17 protein-coding genes are annotated in these 17,815 nt (G+C 31.8%); 5 read left to right on the forward strand and 12 right to left on the reverse strand.

Annotated elements, in window-relative coordinates:
• From B4G36_RS12070 to queA, 5 genes are all read right to left on the reverse strand, one after another.
• The coding region (locus B4G36_RS12070) for a hypothetical protein (protein WP_291064183.1) at positions 1–212 on the reverse strand (212 nt) is incomplete at its 3' end.
• Positions 213–270: 58 nt separating this feature from the next.
• Complete coding sequence (locus B4G36_RS12075) at positions 271–1,203, reverse strand: polyprenyl synthetase family protein (protein WP_409410937.1); 933 nt, start codon at positions 1,201–1,203, stop codon at positions 271–273.
• Between the two features lie 56 nt (positions 1,204–1,259).
• Positions 1,260–2,213, reverse strand: coding sequence for a hypothetical protein (locus B4G36_RS12080; RefSeq protein WP_291064185.1), 954 nt, complete (start codon positions 2,211–2,213; stop codon positions 1,260–1,262).
• An 11-nt stretch (positions 2,214–2,224) separates the two neighbouring features.
• On the reverse strand, positions 2,225–3,274 hold the full coding sequence (rlmN, locus tag B4G36_RS12085; protein WP_291064186.1) for a 23S rRNA (adenine(2503)-C(2))-methyltransferase RlmN: 1,050 nt from the start codon (positions 3,272–3,274) through the stop codon (positions 2,225–2,227).
• 7 nt (positions 3,275–3,281) lie between these two features.
• Entirely contained in the window at positions 3,282–4,331 is a 1,050-nt protein-coding gene (queA, locus tag B4G36_RS12090) for a tRNA preQ1(34) S-adenosylmethionine ribosyltransferase-isomerase QueA (protein WP_038336356.1), read from the reverse strand.
• A gap of 158 nt (positions 4,332–4,489) precedes the next feature.
• Between queA and B4G36_RS12095 the strand changes: the two genes are divergently transcribed.
• On the forward strand, positions 4,490–5,074 hold the full coding sequence (locus B4G36_RS12095) for a TlpA family protein disulfide reductase (RefSeq protein ID WP_291064187.1): 585 nt from the start codon (positions 4,490–4,492) through the stop codon (positions 5,072–5,074).
• 42 nt (positions 5,075–5,116) lie between these two features.
• On the opposite strand, the gene B4G36_RS12100 is transcribed toward B4G36_RS12095, so the two are convergent.
• Genes B4G36_RS12100 through B4G36_RS12110 form a run of 3 tightly spaced genes read right to left on the reverse strand, consistent with a single transcriptional unit; the run spans position 5,117 to position 7,440 of the window.
• Positions 5,117–6,199, reverse strand: a complete 1,083-nt coding sequence (locus tag B4G36_RS12100; RefSeq protein ID WP_291064188.1) for a glucosaminidase domain-containing protein — start codon at positions 6,197–6,199, stop codon at positions 5,117–5,119.
• Complete coding sequence (locus B4G36_RS12105) at positions 6,196–7,113, reverse strand: 1-aminocyclopropane-1-carboxylate deaminase/D-cysteine desulfhydrase (RefSeq protein ID WP_291064189.1); 918 nt, start codon at positions 7,111–7,113, stop codon at positions 6,196–6,198. The genes B4G36_RS12100 and B4G36_RS12105 overlap by 4 nt, the downstream gene beginning before the upstream one ends.
• Positions 7,114–7,440: a hypothetical protein gene (locus B4G36_RS12110; RefSeq protein ID WP_291064190.1), complete on the reverse strand. Its 327-nt coding sequence runs from the start codon at positions 7,438–7,440 to the stop codon at positions 7,114–7,116.
• A gap of 161 nt (positions 7,441–7,601) precedes the next feature.
• Here B4G36_RS12110 and B4G36_RS12115 point away from each other — a divergent pair, with 161 nt between their 5' ends.
• Both B4G36_RS12115 and B4G36_RS12120 read left to right on the forward strand, forming a co-directional pair.
• Positions 7,602–7,763, forward strand: coding sequence for a DUF5522 domain-containing protein (locus tag B4G36_RS12115; protein ID WP_180906370.1), 162 nt, complete (start codon positions 7,602–7,604; stop codon positions 7,761–7,763).
• Between the two features lie 4 nt (positions 7,764–7,767).
• Positions 7,768–8,502, forward strand: a complete 735-nt coding sequence (locus B4G36_RS12120) for a DUF2911 domain-containing protein (RefSeq protein ID WP_291064191.1) — start codon at positions 7,768–7,770, stop codon at positions 8,500–8,502.
• Positions 8,503–8,539: 37 nt separating this feature from the next.
• Here the strand turns inward: B4G36_RS12120 and B4G36_RS12125 are convergent, their stop codons facing one another.
• Positions 8,540–8,974 (reverse strand): potassium channel family protein, encoded by a 435-nt coding sequence (locus B4G36_RS12125; RefSeq protein ID WP_291064192.1) that lies wholly within the window; start codon positions 8,972–8,974, stop codon positions 8,540–8,542.
• 185 nt (positions 8,975–9,159) lie between these two features.
• Here B4G36_RS12125 and B4G36_RS12130 point away from each other — a divergent pair, with 185 nt between their 5' ends.
• Positions 9,160–10,752, forward strand: coding sequence for a glycoside hydrolase family 10 protein (locus B4G36_RS12130; protein ID WP_291064193.1), 1,593 nt, complete (start codon positions 9,160–9,162; stop codon positions 10,750–10,752).
• A 49-nt stretch (positions 10,753–10,801) separates the two neighbouring features.
• Here the strand turns inward: B4G36_RS12130 and B4G36_RS12135 are convergent, their stop codons facing one another.
• The 3 genes from B4G36_RS12135 to tsaD form a co-directional block, all read right to left on the reverse strand.
• Positions 10,802–11,155 (reverse strand): hypothetical protein, encoded by a 354-nt coding sequence (locus tag B4G36_RS12135; protein ID WP_291064194.1) that lies wholly within the window; start codon positions 11,153–11,155, stop codon positions 10,802–10,804.
• Positions 11,156–11,253: 98 nt separating this feature from the next.
• Positions 11,254–11,961 carry an RsmE family RNA methyltransferase gene (locus B4G36_RS12140; RefSeq protein ID WP_291064195.1) on the reverse strand — a complete coding sequence of 236 codons (708 nt, stop codon included), beginning with the start codon at positions 11,959–11,961 and terminating at the stop codon, positions 11,254–11,256.
• A complete protein-coding gene (gene tsaD, locus B4G36_RS12145) occupies positions 11,961–12,980 on the reverse strand; it encodes a tRNA (adenosine(37)-N6)-threonylcarbamoyltransferase complex transferase subunit TsaD (protein ID WP_291064196.1) in 1,020 nt (339 codons plus the stop codon). The genes B4G36_RS12140 and tsaD overlap by 1 nt, the downstream gene beginning before the upstream one ends.
• A 63-nt stretch (positions 12,981–13,043) precedes the next feature.
• On the opposite strand from tsaD, the gene B4G36_RS12150 reads away from it, so the two are divergent.
• Positions 13,044–17,639: a translocation/assembly module TamB domain-containing protein gene (locus B4G36_RS12150; RefSeq protein ID WP_291064197.1), complete on the forward strand. Its 4,596-nt coding sequence runs from the start codon at positions 13,044–13,046 to the stop codon at positions 17,637–17,639.
• Positions 17,640–17,815 lie beyond the last annotated feature (176 nt).

Consider the following 17,815-nt stretch of genomic DNA (forward strand, 5'->3'; position numbering starts at 1 on the left):
TGCTGACGATTTACAACTCTAACCATTAATCGATTTCCTCTACTTTCATATTTTGTATATATCTTTTGAACATTTCCTTTGTAATGAATTGTTTTATAATATTCATAAGGAGAATAAGTTTTTGGAGAAAGAAAAAAATATGCAACAATACAACCTAAAAACAAAAGAGGAGAAAATAGTGAAAGAGTAAGTATGATATTATCTTTTTTCATTTAAAAGCTTTACAATATCGTAATATACAAAAAAGGACTTCAATTAGAAGTCCTTTTGTTATTTTTCTCTTTCGATTACGTATTTTACCATTGTTTCCAATGAATTTCGAAACTCATTTTCGGGAAATTCGTATAGTATATCTAAAGCCTCTTGGCTATATTGTTTCATCATTTTTTGTGTGTACTCAATTCCGCCATGATCTTTCACATACTGAATAATTTCGCGTACACGTTTTTTGTCATTGTTGTAACGTTTTACTGAATTAATCAACCATTTTTTGTCTTTGTCATTCGCTGTGTTAATCGAATAAATCAACGGTAACGTCATTTTTTGTTCTTTGATGTCAATACCGACAGGCTTTCCAATTGCATTAGAAGTGGTATAATCAAACAAATCATCTTTGATCTGAAAAGCAATTCCAACCAATTCACCAAAGCGATGCATTTTCTTCGCAACTTCTTCCGAACAACCAACAGAACGCGCTCCAGCTTCACAACACGCGGCAATAAGCGTAGCGGTTTTCATTCGGATAATTTCGAAATAGACATCTTCTGTAATATCAAGTTTTCGCGCTTTTTCGATTTGTAATAATTCACCTTCTGAAATTTCTTGTATCGCAACAGAAACAACTTCAAGTAAATCGAAATCTTTGTTTTTAGTCGAAATAATTAAGGTCTTTGATAAAAAATAATCTCCCACCAAAATAGCTACTTTGTTCTTCCAAATTGCATTAAGTGAAAAGAAACCACGACGCAATGTACTATCATCCACTACATCATCGTGTACCAAAGTTGCGGTGTGAATAAGCTCGATAAAAGAAGCTGCACGATAGGTACGTTCTTGTACTTCGCCATTTAATTTTGCAGTTAAAAATACAAACATCGGACGCATTTGTTTTCCTTTTCTGCGCACGATATAATTGGAAATACGGTCAAGAAGCGAAACATTACTCTTCATCGATTCGAAGAATTTCTGTTCAAACAATTTCATTTCCTCCGCGATTGGAGCTTTAATCAAATCTACCGTGTTACCCAAAATTTAGTTTTTTAATTCGTAAAATTATTGATGCAATGTACAACCTGTTTTGCATAGAATCCTTTATAATTAAATTCCTCTCCGCTAAAACAAATTTTGTTTTCGGTTGGTAAAACTGAAATACCTTCCAATTGTCCCAACTGTGTCGTGAAGCCCAAAGGTAAACTTATTTTTTTAACTTGAGAAGTGAAGAATAACTGATTGTTATCTTTTGGCAAATCAAACCAATTGATAAAAGTTAACGCTTCTTTTGTGTAGCCCAATAGATAAATTCCTTTGGTAGAACTATTTACATCAGCATCGATATAAGCAGCAGTTACAGCGTAATTTGTAGGAAAAGTTTCTAACTTTTTGGCTGCGTGTTTTTTAGAAGAGTCAATAGGAACAACATAATGAGACGTTGACATATTTGACCATTCTTTTGTAAAAATATGCAATTGATTTTGGTAGACAAAAAATGCTTCTGCGTCCCAATTTGTCGTCATATTTTTGAACTGAAAAGTTTCTTGTTCTGGATAATAAAATTCTATTTTTTCAGCTTTTAATTGTTGATAAGATTTTGAATAATCGATGTTTGATTTCTCGATAAAATAAATAGCTAAATCTTTTCGTTTGCCCAAATTATTTCCAAAATCAGCAAAATAAATTCGATTATCATCCGAAGATATTTCTTCCCAATCGATATTTGGAGCATTTGTGATGAAAATTGTATTGATAATTTCACCTGTTTTTGCATCAAAACGATACAATTCTGGTTTGGAATCAGAATCGTTTAAGCCCCAAAAAGAAGCCACATTTTTATCTTCTTTTTCATATTCTAAAGTCGAAATTTCGTTCAAAGTAGGAGGTAAGTTGATACTTTCCATTTTATAATCATCAATAGAAATTGTATCGATGTTTTCTACTATTTGCGCGAAAGAGAATTTAGTCAGAATCAAAAATAAAAATATGGCTAAATATTTCATTTGATTATGTTTTAATCATTTCCAGTTTTATTGGCTAATTGTCCACAAGCTGCATCAATATCTTTTCCACGGCTACGACGCACATTTACCACAATATTATTGGATTCTAAAGCTTTGATATAATTGTTAACTGCTTCTTCTGATGCTTGTTTGTAGATTCCGTCATCAATCGAATTATATTCGATAATATTCACTTTAGAAGGAATTTTTCGACAGAATTTTACCAATGCATCAATGTCTTCTTTTTTGTCATTAACACCGCCCCAAACAATATATTCGAACGTAATTCGTAAACCTGTTTGTTGATACCAATATTGAAGACTATCCATTAAATCCGTCAACGGAAACTTAACAGAAAAAGGCATAATCACATTACGAACTTCTTCTCGAGCGGAATGTAAAGATACCGCAAGGTTAATACGTAAATCTTCGTCAGCCAGTTTTTCAATCATTTTAGGAATTCCCGAAGTCGAAACTGTAATTCGTCTTGGAGCCATTCCTAGTCCTTCTGGCAATGTGATTTTTTTGATGGCAGAAATTACTTCGTTATAATTTAACAAAGGTTCTCCCATTCCCATAAATACAATATTGCTTAAAGGACGATTGAAATAACGTTTACTTTCTTCATCGATAATCACAACTTGATCGACGATTTCGGCAGCTGTTAGGTTACGCATACGTTTTAATTGCGCTGTTGCACAAAAAGTACAATCCAAACTACAACCAACTTGTGAAGAAACGCATGCAGTTGTGCGAGAATCAGTCGGAATTAAAACAGATTCCACAACGTTACCATCATGAAGCTTAACAGCATTCTTGATGGTTCCGTCGTTAGATTTTTGTAGAAGATCAACTTCAACAGGTTGAATTTGGAAAGATTCTCCCAATTGCTCACGTAGCGCTTTTGAGATATTGGTCATGTCATCAAATTGATGCGCATTCTTTTTCCATAACCATTCGTACACTTGTTTTGCGCGGAATGATTTTTCACCAATCTCTTTGAAATAATCTTCAATCTCAGCTTGTGAAAGCTTTCGTATATCTTTTTTTGTTGTACTCAAACTTGTCTTATAAGATTAACATTGCATCTCCGTAAGAGTAGAATTTGTATCCTTCTTTTACAGCTTCGTTGTATGCTTTCATTGTTAAATCGTGTCCAGCAAACGCAGAAATCATCATGATTAATGTAGATTTTGGTGTGTGGAAGTTTGTAATCATACAATTTGCAATAGAGAAATCGTATGGAGGGTGAATAAATTTGTTCGTCCAACCATCAAAAGCATTTAAATGACCATCTGCAGAAACAGAAGATTCGATAGAACGCATAGAAGTTGTACCAATAGCACAAACTTTTTTCTTCTCATCAATTGCACGATTTACAAGATCAGCAGATTCTTGAGGAATAATAACTTGCTCAGACTCCATTTTGTGTTTAGATAAATCTTCAACCTCTACAGCCTGAAAAGTTCCTAAACCAATGTGTAATGTTAATTCAGCAAAATCAACACCTTTAATTTCTAAACGTTTTAATAAGTGTTTAGAAAAGTGTAAACCAGCTGTTGGTGCAGCAACAGCTCCTTCGTGTTTTGCATAAATTGTTTGGTAACGCTCTGCATCTTCTGGTTCAACATCACGTAAAATATATTTTGGAAGTGGAGTTTCTCCTAATTCTTTCAATTTTGCACGGAATTCTTCGTAAGATCCATCAAATAAGAAACGTAAAGTACGTCCACGAGAAGTTGTATTGTCAACAACCTCTGCAACTAATGTATCATCATTATCGAAGAATAATTTATTTCCGATACGAATTTTACGCGCTGGATCAACCAAAACATCCCATAAACGAGTCTCAGCATCTAATTCTCTTAGCAAGAAAACTTCGATTTGAGCACCAGTTTTCTCTTTGTTACCCATCAAACGAGCAGGGAAAACTTTCGTATTGTTACGAATCATTACATCTCCTTCGTCGAAATACTCGATAAGATCTTTAAATTGTCTATGTTCGATTTCTCCGGTGTCACGGTGAACAACCATTAAGCGAGCTTCGTCTCTGTTTTCAGAAGGACGATCTGCTAAAAGTTCTTCAGGTAAAGTAAAGTCGAAATCGGAGGTTTTCATTTTCATAATTGTACAATTTTTTGCAAATATACGATGTCAGATACCCCTTTGTCAAGAGAATTGAGGTATTTTATGAAATTGCTAACGTTTAAATGTTTATTTTTGACGAAAGACCTATAGATATTATCAAGTTTTTTAATACTTATTTGAAAAATAAAATGAAAACGAAACTACTATTACTATCAATGTTTTTTACATTTTTTAGTTGTAATAAATCCGAACAAAAAATTGAAGAATCTGCTGAAATAGAAAAGATTGATTCTGTTGCAAAAAAAGAATCACCAGAATCAGAAATTCCGAAAGAATTGATAAAAGCACCAGATTTTTCTTTGGCTGATATCAATGGAAAACGATTTGACTTATCAGATTTCAAAGGAAAATATGTATACATGGATATTTGGGCGACTTGGTGTGGACCTTGTAAACTGCAAATTCCTTTTATGAAAGAATTGGAAAAACAATTTCATGATGCGCCGATTTATTTCGTAAGCGTTTCTTTGGATAAATTAGAAGATAAGCCAATTTGGGAAAAAATGGTCAGAGAAAATCAGATGTCTGGTGTACAGTTATTTGCAGGAAGAGAAGATAACTTTGGCTTTGATTATAAGATAGAATACATTCCGACTTTTATTATTTTAGACAAAGAAGGAAATATTATGATTGATCGCGCGCCTGTACCGATGGATTATCAAACAGGAGGAATCAATCAACAATTGGTTGATATTTTCAAAATGATGAAATAAAAAAAGCTTCCATTTGGAAGCTTTTTTTTATTATTGAGCTCATTATGCTCTAACTTTTGTTTTCAAATTAATACGTTGACCAATTTTAGGTTGTTCACCTGGTTCCATACGATTTAGTTTATATAGGTTGTTTACTTTTACACCAAAACGTTGCGAAATCGTGTACATATCATCACCTTCTTGTACTTTGTATGAATAATCAGAACCTTTTGTTTTCTTTTTTCCGAAAAATACAATTTGTCCATCTTTCAATTTAGAACCCATTTGTATTTCATTGAAATTCGCAATATCCGAAGGAACTTTGTTGTATGTTTTAGAAATAGTCGCAATTGTTTCTCCCGCTTGAGCAACAATATAAGGAATATTATTCTTGTGATTTTTAATGCGAGTTGTAGGATTTTGAGGACGAGTTTCGTAAGCAATTGTTTTGTTATTTACATTAGGCTCATTTTTCTCTATACTATTATTATTTGGTTGATAAGACGCTAATGCAATTTCTTCTTTGATTGTTTTAGATTCTTTCTTCGTTTTAGATTTAGATGAATTATTTGCCATCATCATATCATCCTGATTGTTGTATAATGTATACAATTTTGTATAAACTTCTTCTGGAGAAATCTTATCAAATTGATCTAAATTATATTTCTCAATTCTCGAAATTAATTTTGAAGCATATTTTGGATCAGTTGCATAACCAGATTTTTTCAGACCATTTGCCCAAGCGTTATAATCTGTCGGATCTAAGAAAAATAAAGCTTTGTAATAAGGTCTTAAAGCCAAAAATTTAGAATGATCTCTATAACTTTCTTCAACTGAAGAATATTTTCTAAAACATTCTCCTTTCGCATCATCATCGTGATAAATACGAGGTTTATCCAACGACCATTCTTCAGGACCTTTACATTTTATTCCAAAATGATTATTGGCTTGATCGGCTAATTTACTTTGTCCGCCTCCAGTTTCCAATAATCCTTGTGCTAACGTAATACTTGCTGGAACTTTGTAAAGTTGCATTTCTTCAACAGCTAAAATAGCATGTTTTCGAATGTAAGTTATGTCTCTACTTTCTTGTGCTTGCGTCGAAATCGTCAACACTAAGCTAAAAACGTATAACAATTTTTTCATTCTATAATATTTTTGTTCTTCTTCTTTAAAAGTTTGTTCATTCCTTCAATTCCTTGCAATCCACCTGTATGAACCAAAAGAATTTTAGAATTATCACTAAAATAATGATTTTTAATTAATTTAAAAATACCAAAAACCATTTTTCCAGTGTAAATAGGATCCAATTGAATATGGTTAATTCGCTTGAAATCATTTACAAAAGTAATTAATTCATCCGAAACTTTCCCATATCCGCCAAAATGATAATCATTAAAAATAGTAAAATTCGTTTTATTTGTTAATTTTTCGATTTCATTTTGGATAAAATCTCCCTTTAAACTCGGAAAACCTAAAACTTTTTGATGAGGTTTCGAGCTTTCAATCAATCCGGCAATTGTTCCGCAAGTTCCAATTGCCGAAGCAATAAAATCATATTCGAAACAATCATCGTACAAAATTTCTTCGCAACCTTTTATCGCAAAATCATTTGTACCTCCTTCTGGAATAACGTAAGTGTTTGGGTATTTAGTGTTTAAATGATTAATAAATTCTATTTCATCTTTTTTTCGATAATCTTCTCTGGAAATAAAATGCAATTGCATTCCACATTTTTGAGCAAAACGTAACGTAGGATTTTCATCGATTTTATCACTTAATTCTTCTCCACGAATTATACCGATAGTTTCGAAATGATGAAGTTGACCAGCTGCCGCCGTTGCTGCAATATGATTGGAAAAAGCGCCACCAAATGTTATCAATTTCTTGAAACCAAGTTTTTCAGCTTCAATAAAATTATATTTCAGTTTTCGGTATTTGTTTCCAGAGATTTCTGGATGAATCAAATCTTCTCTTAATATAGAAAGTTGAATATTTTGAGAAGTTAAATGTTTGATGTCAATGTTTTGAATTTGAGCTTTAAAATCGTTCCAAATCATTTAGATATATTTTAGAAAATTATAAAATTTTCGTTTATTTAAATAATTCAAATTGTGCTCGTTTGCATAAGCTTCACGCTCAAAACTAATATTGCGATATGCTTTGTGTTGATCGCGATATTGAATTAATCGAATCGCATATTCAATCAAGTAAAAAGGATAGAAAAAAACGACCAAAAGTTCGAGTTGTTGAATGATATGAATGGTTTCGTGATTGATTAAAACTTCATCATTTTTCAGTTTTTTATCTCTCAAAAAAATGAAAGGAAAAATGGTAATTCCAATAAAATTCTTTAGGAACAAATGACGCAAAACAACTACAAACATGATTTAGGTAATTCTATTTTATTGCAAAATTAATCAATCTGAAAAGATATTGATTTATAAAGCATTAAAAATCGTAAATTTAGAGGAAGTTTCACAAATAATTATCATACCAAAATTAATGATAGTTTATTGATAAAAGTTGTAATTTCACAGCATTAGAAATGAAAAAGTTTGAAGAAGGAGATTATTATTTATCTCCAGAAGGTTTCAGAATATTTACTGAACAATATCTAAAAAGAAGAGGGTATTGTTGCAAAAGTGGATGTAAACATTGTCCGTATGGATACGATAAAAAAACAGATAAAATAAAGAATAAGAAATAATTATATGAAAATAACATCAACAGTTTTAGCTTTGTTAATAGGAAGTTGTGCTTTTGCTCAAATGAAATTTCCCGCGGTAAGTTCTCATGCTGAAGTTGAACAAAAAGTAGGTTTAACAGAATTTGAAGTTGAATATAATCGACCAAATGTAAACGGAAGAAAAGTTTTTGGAAAGCTGGTTCCGAATGGAGAAGTTTGGCGTACTGGAGCGAATGAAAATACGGTCATCAAATTTGATAAACCAATCAAAGTGAATGGACAAGAGTTAGCTGCTGGCGAATATGCGTTGTATAGCATTCCGAATAAAGAGGATTGGGAGGTAATTTTTTACAAAGACACGAAAAACTGGGGAAATCCGAAAGAGTGGAAGGAGTCGAATATCGCTTTGAAAGTGAAAGCTCCGTCAACAAAATCGATGAACAATAAGACAGAAACGTTTGAGATTCGTTTTACAAATGTGACGCAAAAATCAGCGAATTTGGTTTTAGCTTGGGATAACACAACGGTTGTTTTGGATATTGAAACGAATACAATTAACGAAGTTTTAAAAATGATTGGAGATCAATTGAACGAAAATTCTTCTGCAAGAGATTTTTACAATTCGGCAAACTTCTATTATTCGAATAAATTGGATCGAAATCAAGCGTTGAAATGGGTTAATACAGCTTTAGAAAAAGATGCAAATGCGCCAGATTATTACAAAGAATTGAAAGTTAATTTGGAAAAAAATAAATATTAATTAAAAATCCCTTCAAAAATTTTTGAAGGGATTTTTTTTATTCAGAAATATTCTTTTTTAAGATAATTTGTAAGTAAGAAAACATCAACGCCGTTGACCAGCCTACCATCATAATTCCGTTTATAGCTTCTAATCCCGCCATGATTTTCCATTCACTATCAATCACAACATCACCATAACCAACGGTTGTAAATGTGATTAATGAAAAATAGATTGCTTCTTGAAAACTATATAAATTGTCAATATTTGGATTGAAATAAAAAGTAGCCGCCCAAATTGTACATTGTGCACCATGTAACAAAGTAAGCAAAGAAACAGATAATACCATTTGCCAAATTACTTGACTAAACGTTAAACGTTGTTTTTTGAGATTAAATTTATGTAGATATTTTAGCGAATAAACCGTGAAAGTTGATTGTAAAATAACATTCACACAAATAATCAATACGCCAAAACATATAATTAGAAACATATTTTTATCAATTATAGATGAGTACAAAAATGTAAAGAATAAAATTTATAAAATACTTTTTGAAGCGAAAAATTTTGTAAATTTAATACAGAAGGAAAATCTAGATATCCTAAATATTTGATAAAATCTGGATTAATAAAGCTTTATTACTAATTTTGTAACGTTAAAAATACATATTTCAACGAATGAATATTAATTTTAAATATATTTTGATGTGTTTCGGAATAGCTACAATTGGCTTATCTTCGTGTGCTTCAAATAAAAATTCGAAAAAAATAGTTTATAAAAAAGTAGAATCTACGCAAACAACTATTCTTACTACATCAAAAACTGAAATTTCGAATAAGAAAGATGAAGTTTTTACAGTGAAATTACCAGAAGTAAATCGTGAGTTCCGAGCGGCTTGGGTAGCTTCTGTTGCAAATATTAACTGGCCTTCTAAAAAAGATTTAACGACAACGCAACAAAAAGATGAAGCGATAAAGTTGTTGGATATGTTAGAAGCCAATAATTTTAATGCAGTTATTTTTCAGGTTCGTCCAGCGGCAGATGCTTTGTACAAAAGTAATTTTGAACCTTGGTCTTACTTCTTAACTGGAGAAGAAGGAAAAGCGCCTTCTCCATATTATGACCCGTTAGAGTTTTGGGTGGAAGAAGCGCACAAACGTGGAATTGAGTTGCATGTTTGGTTAAATCCTTACAGAGCGCATCACAGTAGTGGAGGGCCGGTGACAAGTGAGTCGATGGTGAAAAGATCGCCAAGTAATGTGGTTAGATTGAAGAATGGTATGTATTGGTTTGATCCTGCTGACAAAAAAACGCAAGATCACGTTTCGGAAGTTGTTCGTGATATCGTTTCGCGTTATGATATTGATGGTGTTCATTTTGATGATTATTTCTATCCATACGCATCATACAATGGTGGAGCAGATTTTCCAGATAATTCAACTTGGAATGTTTACAAAAATAATGGAGGAACATTATCGAGAGCAGATTGGCGTCGTCAAAATGTGAATACAATTATCGAGCGTATTTACAAAGAAATCAAAGCAGAAAAACCTTTCGTTAAATTTGGAATTAGTCCTTTTGGAATTTGGAAACCAGGTTATCCTTCTGGAATTACAGGTTCTTCACAATATGATGAATTGTACGCAGATGCAAAATTATGGTTGAACAAAGGTTGGGTTGATTATTTTTCACCACAATTATATTGGCCAATTAATTCGACAGGACAAAGTTTTCCTAAATTATTAGAATGGTGGAAATCAGAAAATACACATAATCGTCATCTTTGGCCAGGTTTGAATACTGTAGAAGTTAAGGTTTCGGATAGAACAACTGAGATTACAAATCAGGTAAAAATGGCTGGTGAGATTTTGCAAAACAATGTGGGTGTTATTCACTGGAGTATTGCTGGATTAACGAAAAATCCTTCGATGTTGAGTTATCTAAAAGAAGGCCCATACAAAGCTAAAGCTTTGGTGCCAACTATGAATTGGATTAAGGCAGATCGTTTGGCAAAACCAAGTTTGTCTGTAAATGCAAAAGCATCAGAAGTTGTGATGAATTGGAATGATTATAAAATGAATTCGAATGTTTCGAAATGGATTTTATATACACGTTACAACAACGATTGGGAAACATCTATTTTGGATAAAACCAAAACAAACCAAACAATTTTGAAACATAAAGATGGTAAAAGTTTAACGGCAGTTGCACTAAAAGCTGTTGATCGTTTAGGAAACGAAAGTGATTACGTTGCTCAAAAAATTAATTAAGAATTGAATTTCTTTCAATATAAATCCTCAACATAAGTTGAGGATTTTTTTATTTTTTTCTCTTTAAAATATAATAAAGCGCATCGTTATCATTTTCTTTTGATGTGTAGGCAAACTGAAATTCATATCCGTTTTCAGACATAAAATTCAACGCATCAATCATCGAATTGAATTTCACTGCAATTCCGCGTTCATCTTTTATTTTCAAACCATTTTTAAAGGAAATTGATTTGGTTTCTTGTCCAAAATCCAAGCGAATATTCATTTTTGTACTCAAACCTCGACCAGTTCCAATAATCTGTACATAGTCGACATTAATATCTTTAATTGGAACATCATTTACAGTTTGTGCAAACGAAAAATTACCGATGAATAATCCCAAAATAAGTGCTAATTTTTTCATAAGTTTTAAATTTTGATAAAGATATTTATTTTCGAATGAAAGAAAAAAACCGATTCAACAGAATCGGTTTTTTGTATGAAGTAATATTTTTACTTGATTTATTTCAATCCCCAATCAACAGCAAAAACAGCTTGTAAAGCTGCAGTTTCAGTACGGAAACGTTGATGTCCAAGACTAATTCCTGTAAAATTATGATCTTCTGCAGCGAAAATTTCATCTCTCGAAAAATCACCTTCAGGACCAATCATAATTAAAATTTTCTGCGGATTATTTTCCAAAACTGTTCGTAAAGGCGTACGTTCAATATCCGCTTCGCAATGCGCAATACATTTCGTGAAACCTTCAAAATCCTGTTTGATAAATTCGTTGAATTTTGTCAAATCATTTACTTTTGGCAAATATGCTTTCAACGATTGTTTTGTTGCAGATTGTACAATTTTTTCAATTCGCTCGATTTTAATATTTTTTCGTTCCGAATGAAAAGTTTGCAAAAAAGTAATTTCGTCAATACCAATTTCGGTTGCTTTTTCCAAGAAAAATTCCAAACGTTCCATTGTTTTTGTTGGTGCAATTGCAACATGTAAATAATAGTTTTTTTGCTCGAAATTTGTTTTTAAATCAACAACTTTTCCTTCAACAGCCTTTTTAGAAATTTCTGTAATTTCTACTTCAGCCAAATTTCCTTTTCCATCTGTTACATGAACCAAATCACCCTCATTTCCTCGCAAAACTTTTGCAAAATGATGACTTTCTTCTTCGTTCAGAATTGCTGTGTCCTGATGAATTTCTCCAAAAAATAATTTCATTAAATATGGTATTTCGCTACAGATTTCGTTGTGTTTTCTGTAAATAACTCTTGATCAAATTTTAAACTTCCAACCATTGCAATCATCGCTGCATTGTCTGTTGTATAAGCAAATTTTGGTATAAAAGTTTTCCAACCAAATTCAGTTTCTCCATCTTTTAATCGTTGACGAATTTCAGAATTTGCAGAAACTCCACCTGCAATTGCAATTTGTTTAATTCCAGTTTCGTCTGATGCTTTTTTTAATTTTTCCATCAAAATATTAACGATAGAATGTTGAATAGAAGCACATAAATCGTCAATATTTTCTTCTATAAAATTTGGATTCGCTTTGATCTCTTTCTGAATAAAATATAAAATTGACGTTTTGAAACCGCTAAAACTAAAGTTTAAACCATCAATTTTTGGTTTTGCAAATTTGAATTTTGTAGGATCTCCAATCTTAGATTTTTTGTCAATAATTGGACCTGCAGGATAAGGTAAATTTAAAATTTTACCTGCTTTATCAAAAGCTTCACCAGCTGCATCATCAATTGTTTCACCTAAAATTTCCATCTCAAAATAACTGTTGATTTTCACGATTTGTGTATGTCCACCAGAAACAGTCAAACATAAAAATGGAAAAGTTGGTTTTTCGTCGTTGGCATCTTCAATAAAATTTGCCAAAATATGTGCTTGCATGTGATTAACCTCAATCAACGGAATATCCAATGATTGACTGAAAGATTTCGCAAAACTTCCGCCAACCAAAAGCGAACCCATCAATCCTGGACCACGTGTATACGCGATTGCTTTAAGTTCTTCTTTATTAATATTTGCCTGTTTTAGGGCTTGATCTACGACGGGAACAATATTTTGTTGATGTGCTCTCGAAGCTAATTCTGGTACTACGCCACCATATATTTCGTGAATTTTTTGGCTTGCCACAACATTAGAAATAATTTTATTTCCGTCAATAATTGCTGCGCCTGTATCATCACAAGAAGATTCTATGGCTAAAATGTAGTTTTTATCGCTCATAATTCCTTGTAGAATAAAATTTATAACTTATTTTTACCCTGCAAATATCGTAAATTTAAACCATTGAAAATAGTCAGACGAATAGGAAGATTTTTATTGTCGTTGATTATACTCGTTTTAACCCTTGTTTTAACAGTAGCAATCGCAATACAAATCCCTGCGGTACAGACAAAAATAGCTCACTTTGCATTAGAAAAATTAAATAAATCGCTGAACACACAAATGTATGTGGATTCGGTGGATATTGATTTTTTTGGACGAATATATTTCCATGGTGTTAAGATAAAAGACGATCATAAATATGATTTTATGAAGTCGAAAACCTTGGAAACGACAATTAATCTTTGGACACTTCTACCAGGAATCAAAAAAGATTACATTGATTTGAGTGAAGTGAAATTGATTGAACCCGAAATTCGTGTGATTACGTACAAAGGCGATTCGATTTCGAATTTCATCAAATTTGTCAATGGTTTTAGTTCTGATAAACCAAAAGATCCGAAAAAGATTTTCAAATTGGATGGAGATTTTATTTTGGAAGATGGTAAAGTTTCAATTGTTAATCAAAATTCTGGAAATGTTTGGTTGGATTCGAAACAACTGAATATGACTGTAAAAAAGTTTCGATTAGTTGATTCTGATATTACGGCTGATTTAGAAAACTTCTGCTTTGTTGCGACAAAAAATAAAGAAAGGTATAACGTACAAAACTTTACAGGAAAAGTTCATTATTCGAAAAAAGAAATTCGAGTTGGGAATTTGAATTTACGAACGGATACATCTGTTTTGAATGGGAATTTGTTATTGAGTTACGATGACCCCTCGGATATGGGAGAATTTGCTGATAAAGTTCGTTGGGACGTTTTTTTTGATCGAGGTTCTAAGATTAATTTTAAGGAAATTCGTTATTTTACTCCTTTATTTGATAAAAATTCGTCAGTAGATTTATATGGAAAAGTAAATGGAACGCTGAATAATTTGACTTTTTCTGATTTTGAATTGAAAGGTGAAGACAATTATGTTGGTGTTTCTCGCTTGCAATTACAAGATGTTTTGCATGGTTCTTTGCTGAATTTTTCGACAAGAAATGTAAAAATTAATACATCATATCAAAAAATAACAAAATTACTTCCAACCTTTGTTTCGAACAAAATTCCAAATATGTTGACACGTTTTGGAAATTTAAATTATCGTGGAGATATTTCATTAAATCCAAATGAAATTCATGCAAATGGTTACGCGGTTTCTGGACTTGGGGATGCTGATATTAAAGCGCAAATCAAGAATTATAAAAATGTAAAAGCCTTAATTTATAAAGGTACTTTAGATGCGAAAAACTTAAATCTTCGTCAATTAACTAATGCAAAAGATTTGGGTTATGTAAGCGGGAAGTTTAGATTTGATGGAAGAGGAACAGATTTGAAAAATATCAATTTAGATATTGACGGAACGCTTCGTTACTTGGATTTGATGGGCAAACGTTATCAAAATATTACGGTTGACGGTTTGGTTAAAAATTATCAATTCAATGGATTATTCGATATCAAAGATCCAAATCTAAATGCGCAATTGAAAGGTAAAATTAACTTTAGTGGAAAACCTTATGATTTTGATTTTACTTCGAATATTCGTCAAATTAATTTAGATTTTCTTGGCGTTACAAAAAATCTAAATGCAATTGTACGCGGTGATGTAGAAGGGAATTTTAAGTTGACAAATATTAATGATTTTAGAGGAAATATTGATGTCAAAAATCTTTACTTCCGTTCGAAAAAAGATACGTTAGAATTGTCACATGTCATGTTGAATTCTCAAATAGATGGTTCGCATAAAATCATGACTTTGGATGTTCCTAATTATATGCGCGCTACAGTAGATGGTCGCTATAATATTACGGAAGTTGCCAATGTCATCAATAATTCGCTTGTAGATTTAGTTCCATCTTTCCGTCATAAAAAAGTTTCGCCAAATCAGGCTTTTTCGTTTGATGTTTATGTGCAAGAAAATTTATTACAATATATCGATTCATCTATTTCGATTAAACCTGATACGCATGTAAAAGGTTATATTGATGGTACGAAAAATCAGTTGGAAGCGACTTTGGATACGCCTGGAATAAAATATGCAGGAATTCAATTGTTCCAATCTAATGTTAATCTAAACACAATTGCGGAGTTGCCAACGTTGAATGCGAAGATTGATAGTTTGAAAGTAAGTGGTGTAACGATTAATGCAATTAACGTAAATTCGATTCCGAAGAATGATACGATGATTGTGAAAACAGATTTTAATATTGGTCGAAAAAATCCAATTTTATTTAATCTGAATCTTTTTCATACAGTTCAGAATAATAATGATTTGATTTTTGGATTTTCTCCTTCAACAATACAAATTGATTCGACACAATGGACAATTAATCATTTGAATGATGCAAATTCGAATCGTGTAATTTTTAATCGAATTAATAAATCATTAAAAGTTGAAGATTTATCATTAGAATCAGAAGAACAATATTTAAAAGTAAGTGGTTTATTTAATAACAACGTAGATTACAATTTCAATGCTGATTTTAAAGATTTGCATTTAGAAAAAATCATTCCTAAAACATTATTCAATAATCTAAAAATTGTCGGTATAGCAAATGGTAAAGTAGATATTATTCGTACAAAAGAAAAATTAGAACCAACACTTGAAGCTGAAATTGATAAGTTAGGTTTAAATGATTTTGAGCTTGGTAATTTGACTTTACAAGGAGGTTATAATGTAGCGGATAAACAATTTAATTTTGAAACAAGTTTACAGAAAGAGCAAATTCAATCGTTGGTTGCTTATGGTAATATTATTAATAAACCGACAGGTCCTGAGGTTGATGTAGATGCCAATTTTGACGAGTTTCACATCGATTTCTTAGAAGGATTCTTAAAATCTGTTTTCTCTAATATGCGTGGAACGTTATCTGGTGATTTAAAAATTACTGGACCAATTGATTTGCCAAATCTTAGTGGAAATATGATTGCAAAAGATCTTGGTTTGAAAGTGAATTTCTTAGGAACAGATTATTTATTTGAAGGAGAAAATGAATTGCTTGTTTCGAAACAAGGAAAAGGACAAGGTATTATCATGTTGAATGATATTGCATTTAAAGACACTGCGTACAATACAAAAGGAAAAGTTGACGGAGCAATTCTTTTCCGCAACTTATCTAAATGGGGTCTCAACTTAGATTTCGATACGCAAAATTTATTAGTGATGAACACGTCTATTAAAGACAATGAATTGTTTTATGGAAAAGTATTTGCGAAAGGAAATGTAACCATGTTTGGTGCGGTAGAAGAGTTGGAGATTGCTGGAGATGCGACAGTTGTTGGAAATTCTGAGTTAACGATAAATACAGGTAGTACAACAATTGAGTCAGAAAATAATTTGGTACGTTTTGTTCCTAATCAACATCTGGACGAAAAATCTAAAAATAATGAACCGCATGCGCCAAAAGGAATGTCGATAGATGTCAACATTAATGCGTATCCAAATGCAATGGTGAATTTGATTTTTGATGCAGCTACAAACGATAAAGCGACAGCGCGTGGTACAGCAGAAAATCTTAGATTCTTAATGAATAAAGCAGGATTGAGTATTACGGGTGTATATAATATAGAAAGTGGAACGTATGAGTTTAGACAATTTCCTCTTATTCCGAAAGATTTTAAAATCAAAAAAGGATCTTCGGTACAATTTGCAGGAAATCCGCTCGATGCAACGCTTAATATTACAGCTGAATATCAACGTTCGGTGTCAAATGTTGGAGACTATTTAGGTGTAGGATATTCACAAATTTATGATGCTCTCTTATCAATTAATATTTTCGAAACGTTGAAGAAACCTATTATCGATTTTGGATTAACAATTCCTAATGCAGGTTCGGATATCAATTCGCAGTTACAGTCAAAATTCCGTTCAAATACAGAAGAACAGATGCTTCAGTTTAGTTATATCTTATTGACAGGTAAATTTGGTGATGCTTCGGCTGTTCAGTCTGGTGTAACGAGTACAGCTGCCGATATTGGTTTATCGACAATTGCGGGCATGTTATCATCTATTGCAAATAATGTAGATATACAAATGGAGTACGTAGGTGGTAGTGCACAATCAGAGACAAATGATAAAATTAGAACTTCGGTTTCATATCGCGTTAATAATCGTTTAAGTTTGCGTGGTTCGTATGGAATTGCGGTTACAAATAATAGAAATGTACAAGAGAACTTCGATGGAAATTTTGATGTTTCTTATGATATCTCGAAATTGAATAATGGATCTTTGGTCTTAAAAGCATTTACAAAACCTACAACTTTCGGTTTATTGCCAGGAATGGAAAATAACTTGAATCAAAGTTTCGGAGTTGGAATTCAATACAACAAAAGTTTCGAAACGTTTAGAGGTTTCTTAGGTTTAGATGAAAATAAACGAAAAGCAAAAGCTAAAAAAGAGGAGCAAACGCAAGAAAGATTTGATTCGATTGTCCTTCCGAAACAGTTTAAAAGTGAGGAAAGAAGAATAGATTCTACTCGTCAAACTACAAAAGATACGGTCAAAGTTACGTATCAAAAAAGTACTCAACCTAAAGTGGAACAAAAACGTCGTGGTTTAGTCAAAATTAAATAAAAAAAAATGAGTTTATTGTGGTTAGACAATAAACTCGCGCAAACAAACAAAAGTGATTAGTTCTTTCTTTTTTGAACTATTATTATAACAAAAGTAAAATATTAAATAAATCATTAAAAAATATTTTGAAGTTTGTTTGTTTTATTTATAATTTTGCTAAAAATTAATTCGATTTT

Source organism: Empedobacter sp. UBA3239 (assembly GCF_002362875.1).
In the GTDB taxonomy this organism is placed as follows: Bacteria; Bacteroidota; Bacteroidia; order Flavobacteriales; family Weeksellaceae; genus Empedobacter; species Empedobacter falsenii_B.

Coding starts and splice junctions, on each gene's coding strand:
- B4G36_RS12110 (WP_291064190.1), bottom strand. CDS start 7,440: ATGTTTGTAGTTGTTTTGCGTCATTTGTTCCTAAAGAATTTTATTGGA.
- B4G36_RS12120 (WP_291064191.1), top strand. CDS start 7,768: ATGAAAATAACATCAACAGTTTTAGCTTTGTTAATAGGAAGTTGTGCT.
- B4G36_RS12130 (WP_291064193.1), top strand. CDS start 9,160: ATGAATATTAATTTTAAATATATTTTGATGTGTTTCGGAATAGCTACA.
- tsaD (WP_291064196.1), bottom strand. CDS start 12,980: ATGAGCGATAAAAACTACATTTTAGCCATAGAATCTTCTTGTGATGAT.
- B4G36_RS12140 (WP_291064195.1), bottom strand. CDS start 11,961: ATGAAATTATTTTTTGGAGAAATTCATCAGGACACAGCAATTCTGAAC.
- B4G36_RS12135 (WP_291064194.1), bottom strand. CDS start 11,155: ATGAAAAAATTAGCACTTATTTTGGGATTATTCATCGGTAATTTTTCG.
- B4G36_RS12075 (WP_409410937.1), bottom strand. CDS start 1,203: ATGAAATTGTTTGAACAGAAATTCTTCGAATCGATGAAGAGTAATGTT.
- B4G36_RS12115 (WP_180906370.1), top strand. CDS start 7,602: ATGAAAAAGTTTGAAGAAGGAGATTATTATTTATCTCCAGAAGGTTTC.
- queA (WP_038336356.1), bottom strand. CDS start 4,331: ATGAAAACCTCCGATTTCGACTTTACTTTACCTGAAGAACTTTTAGCA.
- B4G36_RS12095 (WP_291064187.1), top strand. CDS start 4,490: ATGAAAACGAAACTACTATTACTATCAATGTTTTTTACATTTTTTAGT.
- B4G36_RS12100 (WP_291064188.1), bottom strand. CDS start 6,199: ATGAAAAAATTGTTATACGTTTTTAGCTTAGTGTTGACGATTTCGACG.
- B4G36_RS12105 (WP_291064189.1), bottom strand. CDS start 7,113: ATGATTTGGAACGATTTTAAAGCTCAAATTCAAAACATTGACATCAAA.
- B4G36_RS12080 (WP_291064185.1), bottom strand. CDS start 2,213: ATGAAATATTTAGCCATATTTTTATTTTTGATTCTGACTAAATTCTCT.
- B4G36_RS12125 (WP_291064192.1), bottom strand. CDS start 8,974: ATGTTTCTAATTATATGTTTTGGCGTATTGATTATTTGTGTGAATGTT.